At 62.9% G+C, this 6,733-nt stretch carries 6 protein-coding genes; 3 read left to right on the top strand and 3 right to left on the bottom strand.

Annotated elements, in window-relative coordinates; all coding sequences use genetic code 11:
• Positions 1-135: 135 nt before the first annotated feature.
• Positions 136-2,652: a S8 family peptidase gene (locus tag B4N44_RS06770; protein WP_296698368.1), complete on the bottom strand. Its 2,517-nt coding sequence runs from the start codon at positions 2,650-2,652 to the stop codon at positions 136-138.
• Complete coding sequence (locus B4N44_RS06765) at positions 2,603-3,574, bottom strand: AAA family ATPase (protein WP_296698367.1); 972 nt, start codon at positions 3,572-3,574, stop codon at positions 2,603-2,605. The genes B4N44_RS06770 and B4N44_RS06765 overlap by 50 nt, the downstream gene beginning before the upstream one ends.
• A gap of 479 nt (positions 3,575-4,053) precedes the next feature.
• Between B4N44_RS06765 and B4N44_RS06760 the strand changes: the two genes are divergently transcribed.
• The 3 genes from B4N44_RS06760 to B4N44_RS06750 all read left to right on the top strand — a co-directional run bounded on the left by B4N44_RS06760 (position 4,054) and on the right by B4N44_RS06750 (position 6,421).
• Positions 4,054-5,010 carry an ArdC family protein gene (locus tag B4N44_RS06760; RefSeq protein ID WP_296698364.1) on the top strand — a complete coding sequence of 319 codons (957 nt, stop codon included), beginning with the start codon at positions 4,054-4,056 and terminating at the stop codon, positions 5,008-5,010.
• Complete coding sequence (locus B4N44_RS06755; RefSeq protein WP_296698362.1) at positions 5,007-5,393, top strand: DUF2958 domain-containing protein; 387 nt, start codon at positions 5,007-5,009, stop codon at positions 5,391-5,393. Before B4N44_RS06760 ends, B4N44_RS06755 begins: the two co-directional genes overlap by 4 nt.
• A gap of 290 nt (positions 5,394-5,683) precedes the next feature.
• Positions 5,684-6,421, top strand: coding sequence for a Fic family protein (locus tag B4N44_RS06750; RefSeq protein WP_296698359.1), 738 nt, complete (start codon positions 5,684-5,686; stop codon positions 6,419-6,421).
• 124 nt (positions 6,422-6,545) lie between these two features.
• On the opposite strand, the gene B4N44_RS06745 is transcribed toward B4N44_RS06750, so the two are convergent.
• Positions 6,546-6,733, bottom strand: a 188-nt coding sequence (locus tag B4N44_RS06745) for a hypothetical protein (protein ID WP_296698357.1), incomplete at its 5' end; no start/stop codon positions are given.

The following is a 6,733-nucleotide window of genomic DNA, read 5'->3' as shown; positions in this document are numbered from 1 at the left end:
GATGCCAGCAAGGTCGTGGCCAAGGCCGCCTACAAGCCGGAGCCGTGGCGGTAGATATCACCGAAAAGAACAATCCGCTGAATTGTTGACCTCGTTCCGCATCAAGCTGATTGGCGGCTAGGAAACCACCTCACGTTACGGGCGCGCCTGGACCGGCGGCACCACGCGGGCTCGCACTTCGTCGTAGATGCCGATCTCACCCGGCATGCAGATCGTCACGGCCACGCCAAAGGGGATGGCTTCGTCAACCGCCGTGCTTTGATCGGGGTCGCGTTGCACGACCAATGGTACTGTCATGTTCGGTGTGACAACCGGTGCATTCGCTCCACTCCAGCGTCGCGAACTGACCGTCCCGCGATTGCTCTGATTTTCGTCTGGATGCCAACGCTCCGTCGAAACGGCAAGCGCGTCGAGTTCTGCCGGTGTGACGATTTTGAGCCTAGAACTTCGATACGTCTTGCGACCCGGCAGGACCGGGGAAAACCACGCCACGGTCGCCGACAGGCTGTGCGGTCTTGTCTTGCCACCGATTGCCACCGGAACCGGCACATCGATGGTTGCGATGCGATTGGGCTCGAGGACACCCGTGGCAAAGAAGGTGGCCCGGTCGGCGGCACAGGCCAGTGCGTCCTCCGCATCAACATAGCCGTATCCGAGGAAGCGCCGAATATTGTCCTTCTGTTTTGACGCCTGGCCGCGCCCCGTGGGTCCTAGCGTCGTCTTGATGACTTCGGCGATTTCCCGTGGCCATTGAGCCGGATGGACCAGAAGGGCCTTCAGCAGCACTGCGCGTTGCGCGGCCGGTATCTGCAGAAACGCGGCGCCGTAGGTCGCTTCAAGGGCGTCGTGAATGCGATGACAGGTCCGCGATGCCAGCGCAGCGGCTGCGCTGGTCCCATTCGAATAGCCGTCTTGGTTCTCTCGACCATCCCGTGGAGGCGCCGCGACCTTGAGACCGGCGCCGCGCGACGCCATGGCCGGGCGAACGTCTATGTGTCGGTGATTGCCGACACAGGCCATGTGTTCCCGGGCACCGGGCATCAGGATGTCCGGCTTGACCGATCTGGCGAAGCCAGGACCCAGACTGCTCGAGGGGTTCGCCGCGACATGGGCCGGGAAGGGGTCGATCAAGACTCGCGCGAGTGCCCCCCGCTCCGCAGGCCCGATGGCATCGATGTTCGCTGCGCCAACGGTTATGCCGTTTATGGTCTCCGCCGGCGAAAGCAGGCGGCGATCGGCCATGACGCCATGCAGTGTTTCAACCATCGATCTCGCGCGGCTTGCCGCATCTGCAGCCTCATAGTCCCGGCTGGTGGCATAGCCCGGCATGCCGAAAGGGAATACCTGATTGCCGGCACTCACCACAAAGAGCAGCCCGAAGCGATAGGCCAGGCGGTCGAGAAGGCGGGCCCAAGGCGAAAGGTGGTTCTGGAACGGCCGATAGCGATTCCCAAGAGAGAGATTGACCATCACGATCCCAGGGCGCTGATCGCGCAGTCGGGTCACCGCCAGGTAGATCATGTCGACAATGAGCCGGTCGGGCGGGAAGTCGTCATTGTTCCCCAGGACCGGGATCATATGGATTTTGCGCGGCAGGGGTGCTTCGCCGCGGTTGAGGTCGCCATGAATGACAAGGGATGCCATGGCCGTTCCATGCGCCCGCGTCACGACGAGCGCATCTGGCTCAAGATTGATGGGATCGTCGAGGTCGATATGGCGAGCCAGCCGCCTATGAGCGCTGACCGGGACACCATCGAGAATGGCAAGGATCGGCTCACCGAGTTCCGCGACCTGTTGCTCGGCCTGGGGAGTGTCTTCAGGATCGCCGATTTCTACCGCCGTGGCCTCGGATTGCGGACGGATGTGCATGACGGCGTCGAGGCCGGCAATACCTCCGATCTCCCGCGCGATGATTTCGCGCACAGCCCAGGCCGGGATATCAGCAAGCAGGGCATGGTAGGAGATTTCAGGCAACCGGCAGCGTGACAGAACCAGGCCCCCGCGCGCGATCAGCGCCCGTGTCGTCTCCTCTTCACTCTGCCGAGCGGAGGCCTCATTGGCCCTGAAGACGAGTTCGATCTCAAGTCGGATCAGGTCGTTGTCGTGATGGCCCTCGAGAATAGAAGACAGAAAGGTCCTGTCTGCCGACTGAACGCGGTCGTCTGGTCCCCAGGCGCGCAGGTCCCTGAGATGTTCGAAGACCGTGGCCCAGGGTGTTTCTCCTCTGACCAGCTGTCCGGCCTGCCAACGCCGCCACAGCGATTCAAGGCTGCGCAGGGCCAGCATGTCTGGAACGAGCAGATAGGTAACAGGCTGCTTGTCCCCCTCGTCGCTCTCGAGCTCTTCTTCATCCACCAGCTCAAGCCCGGCAACCTGGCGGATGGCCTCGGCAAACCTGCTTATTGAGCCGCGGACTTCGAAGACCAAAAGCCGTTCCGGAGCAAGGCCCGCAGGATCGGCGCGCAGTTCAAGTGCTCCTTCGCCGCGGGCAAGGATTTCGGCGAGACGCGTGAATTTCGGGCCGAAGCTGCCTGTCTGACGGTCGCGCGGAAAGGCTGCCGGTGAGGGAATGGGACGGGCGCGACCTACAGGGCGGGGCTGATCAGCGCTCGGCGTCAGTCTCAGGAGGGGTTTTGTCGGATCGCTCGGCATTTAAGAGCTCTGGCGTAACGCGCGAAGCCCAAAGATCCAGTTCCGCGCGCAATGCCTCATCAACCGAAACCTCCCCTAAACCAAGAATTTGCCGCCGCCTGACATTCTGGCAAAAGTCCAGCGCCTCTGCATAGCTTACATCGCCAAGTCTACCGGCCAAGCGGCTGAGCGACAATTTGGGGGTGTCCGGCCAGCCCGAAATGATCCGGTCCAGAAACACCGTGACATCAGTCTTATTCGGCGCCGGAAAGGACAGGCGCATCTGGAAACGACGCCAGACCGCGCGGTCGAGCAGTTCTCCATGGTTGGTCGCTGCGACCACAATGACATAGCTGGGAAGTTGGTCGAGCTGCATGAGCAGGAAGGAGACAACCCGTTTGATCTCTCCCGTTTCATGTGTATCGCCGCGTTCCTTGCCGATGGCGTCGAACTCGTCGAAAAACAATACGCTCGGGATCGTTCGAACATAGTCGAAGAGCTTCCGGAGCCGGGCGTTTGTTTCACCAAGATAGCTGCCGATCAGGGCGTCATACCTGACGACGAAGAAGGGCAGTCCTAGTCCCTCTGCAATGGCTTCGGCGAACGAGGTCTTGCCGTTGCCAGGAGGCCCTGAAAGCAAGACGCGGTGCCGAGGTTCATAGCCATTTGCGCGCAGGACGTCTGCCCTGCGATGCTCCTCAAGCAGCTGTCTTCCGCTCTCCCGCGCTGGCAGGGGGAGGAGCAGATCCTCCAGCTGAAGCTGCGGCGTGATCTCTAGGATTGCCTCACGACCGTTGGGTCCGGTCTGGTGAGGAGAGCTTGCCGTCAGCGAAGGCGGTGTGATCGGAACAGCCGCCAAAGCGCGTTGCATGCGGTCGGCCACGATGAAATGCTTCTTTGCACGTTCTTCGGCGACCATCGCCTCGGTGGTGGAGCGCAGCATCTCTCTGTCGCCGGTCGCACCCGCGCGAATCAAGGATACAAGAAGATCGCTCCGCGCCATGTGTGACCTTACGCACCCGTTGGTTTGTTCTCAGCCCCAGATCGGTCAATTGATCAAGGGAGAGAATTTCTTGGCTCCCGAAATGGATCGGTCGTCAGAAGCAGCCCAAGTCAGACTCCACCGGGTCGGAAGCCTGTCGAGCCTAGCATCTCTTGATCAAACAAGGAATCCCCGTTGACATCCGCCGAGACGGCAATCGGTGCGGTTTGTCTGCAGCACGGCATTGTGAGGTCAGATCATTCAGGTCCGGATGCTGGGGGAACGCCTTCCCCCTGGTCGGCACTGGCGTTGCCGACACACCCCCTTCGAGCGGGGGGACCCCGCAACGCCCCTCTCAGAGGGAGGGTGCAGACGGGGTTTCAGTGACGGGTTGAGGGTCGGGGGAGAGGCCCCCGGCGCCCGTCGTGGAGATCACCCCGATGGCCAGACAGGACCGCGCGCCCCGCGATGGCGGCGCCCGCAGCAGCATCTATGACGACATCACCTCCCGGATCATCGCGGAGCTGGAGGCGGGGCGGCTGCCCTGGGTCCAGCCCTGGGGCACGGCCTCGGCCAAGGCGCCGCTCGCCCTGCCGCGGAACGCGGCGACCCAGCGCCAGTATTCCGGGATCAACATCCTGATCCTCTGGGGCGCGGTGGTCCAGCAGGGCTATCCGACGCAAGCCTGGCTGACCTTCCGCCAGGCGCTGGCGCTCGGCGGCAATGTCCGCAAGGGCGAGCGCGGCACGACCGTCGTCTATGCCGACCGCTTCACCCCCGAGGATGAGAAACGCCGCGCCCGGGAAACCGGCGATCCGCCCGGGCAGATCCCCTTCCTCAAGCGGTTCACCGTCTTCAATGCCGCCCAATGCGAAGGTCTGCCGGAGGAGATCGCCGTTGTGGCACTCCCACCGCCGCCGGGCATGATCGAGCCGCAGGTGGAGGCGCTGATCCGCGCCACCGGCATCGATTTCCGGATCGGGGGCGATCGGGCCTTCTATGTCCCCGCGCTGGACTACGTCCAGGTTCCCCCTCCGCAGGCCTATTTCGAGCCGATCAACTGGCATCGCACGGCGCTCCATGAAATTGGCCATGCCACGGGCCATGCCTCGCGGCTGGGCCGGGACTTCTCGGGGAGTTTCGGGACCAAGGCCTATGCCTTCGAGGAACTGGTGGCCGAGATGAATGCGGCCTTCTGCTGCGCCTCGCTTGGGATCGTGCCCACCGTGCGCCATGCCGATTACATCGGCTCCTGGCTCGAGGTGCTGCGCGAGGACAACCGCGCCATCGTCCGCGCAGCCTCGCAGGCGAGCAAGGCCGCGGACTGGCTGCTGGCCCATCTGCCGGAGCCTGTGGCGGCCGCCACTGCGAGCGGACAGGGGAGGGTCGCGGCATGATCCTCCTGACCCCCAGCCAGCGCGGCCGGCTTCTGGACAACGGCCGGATGCCGGACGCCGATCACGTCCCCGTCGTGAAGTTCTTCAATCCTTTCGGCCAGGGCACTTGGCTGGCCACCGAGCTCGACGAGGACGGCGACATCCTCTTCGGTCTCGCCGATCTGGGCTATCCGGAACTGGGCTCCTGGTCGCTGAGCGAGATGGCGGCGATCCGGCTGCCCTTCGGCCTCGGCATCGAGCGGGACCTGCATTTCGAGGGGAGGTTCCCGATCTCGGTCTGGGCGGAGGTGGCGCGGGCGGAGGGCAGCATCAGCGCGGCCGAGCGGGTGCTGTATGGGAGGGCGCAGAGGGAAGAGGGCGCGGGTTTCGGAAGGGTGGGGTAGGCGGGTGCCCTTGATGCCCGTAGGAGCCTTGTAGCAGACGACCGCGCCGCCCTCTCCGATAGGGACGGTGCGGTCCAGTTGGTCGCCACGGCGACGCCGCTTGATGCGTTGGCCGGAAAGTGCACCGACCGAAGTGCGGCATGGACACTGCGGAACGGCTGGAAAAAAGTCGTTTAGAAAAACCCAGCAGCGTCAGAACCTAACTGCCTAGGGCTTCGGGCCATGGCCGCGGGTAGCCTGCCCGCAGCGCCATCTAGCAAAGCTTCACATGTTTGGCCTATGGTAGCTGCATGACAAATCCCACGCTATTCCAGTTGATCGATGGCGCGCGGCAGCACGCAATGAGTGCCGAGGAACGGCGCGACCAAGGTATCAGTTTCACTTTGGGCAATATAGTTGTCGAGAGTCCGAGCCTTTTCCGTGGCACGGTCACGTTAGCGGTGCCACGCGAAGCGTTCGATCGGGCTACGATTGTCGCGAGCATGGTTGTCGGCCATAGTGAATCGCGCATACCTTTCGATCCGATCGGTGCGGTGCGTCAGTTTCGGCTAGTTCAGCAGTTGGTTGAGCGGCACGTCGGGGGTGAGCGCCTCGCGATCACGCCCTTTCTGATCCGCGAACTGCATGCGGCCGCAGGCGATCCTGCCGATCCGAACTTTGGCAGCTTTCGGACCATGGCGATAGAAGTTCGCGGAAGCGCTCATGTCGCTCCGCCGCCGTCTGATGTCGATGTCTTGATTGACAAATTCTGTGCCGAGCTTGAGGCGCGATGGGACACCGACGAGGCGCTCAACCTTGGTGCCTTTGCGCTTTGGCGCCTTGCGTGGATTCACCCGTTTGTTGATGGAAACGGCCGGGTCTCTCGCGCTCTCTGTTATCTGATACTGTGTTTGAAATTCGGCTTCTTACTTCCAGGCACGCCAACCTTGATCGAGCATCTGGCTGAAAGCCGGGAGCAGTATTTCGATGCGCTCGCCGCCGCAGATCTGTCGTATGCAACGACTGGCACTGCTGATCTGGCACCATGAATCGCGCTCCTTGAGGCGTTGCTCGTCCGCCAGTCGCGTAACCTTCCCGCACTGTCTGGTCAGGATGAGGCTGCGATCGCGATGATTTTCCGCCGCAGAATCCGCGCGGCAGCATCAGCCGTCCTTACTCGTTGCTACGGCGCAGACATTGTAGGGCGCCTCGATTTTTCACGATTTCCGGCCGCTCAATGCCTTTTTGACCGCCTGAAACCTGCCGGAAACGGCTTGCCTGGATGTTTGGGGACGTGATCAGGGGCCGTTCCGCCCGGTGACGGCGCGCTTCGGCGCCTTCGGCCTGACGTCCACCCCCCG

Source organism: Thiocapsa sp. UBA6158 (assembly GCF_002423035.1).
Classification (GTDB): Bacteria; Pseudomonadota; Gammaproteobacteria; order Chromatiales; family Chromatiaceae; genus Thiocapsa.
Note: the sequence above shows the minus strand (reverse complement) of the source record. Positions and strands in the feature narration are given on the sequence as shown.

Excerpts from the sequence above, each read along its gene's own strand:
- B4N44_RS06770 (WP_296698368.1), bottom strand. The coding sequence starts at position 2,652 with ATGCCGAGCGATCCGACAAAACCCCTCCTGAGACTGACGCCGAGCGCT.
- B4N44_RS06765 (WP_296698367.1), bottom strand. The coding sequence starts at position 3,574 with ATGCTGCGCTCCACCACCGAGGCGATGGTCGCCGAAGAACGTGCAAAG.
- B4N44_RS06760 (WP_296698364.1), top strand. The coding sequence starts at position 4,054 with ATGGCCAGACAGGACCGCGCGCCCCGCGATGGCGGCGCCCGCAGCAGC.
- B4N44_RS06755 (WP_296698362.1), top strand. The coding sequence starts at position 5,007 with ATGATCCTCCTGACCCCCAGCCAGCGCGGCCGGCTTCTGGACAACGGC.
- B4N44_RS06750 (WP_296698359.1), top strand. The coding sequence starts at position 5,684 with ATGACAAATCCCACGCTATTCCAGTTGATCGATGGCGCGCGGCAGCAC.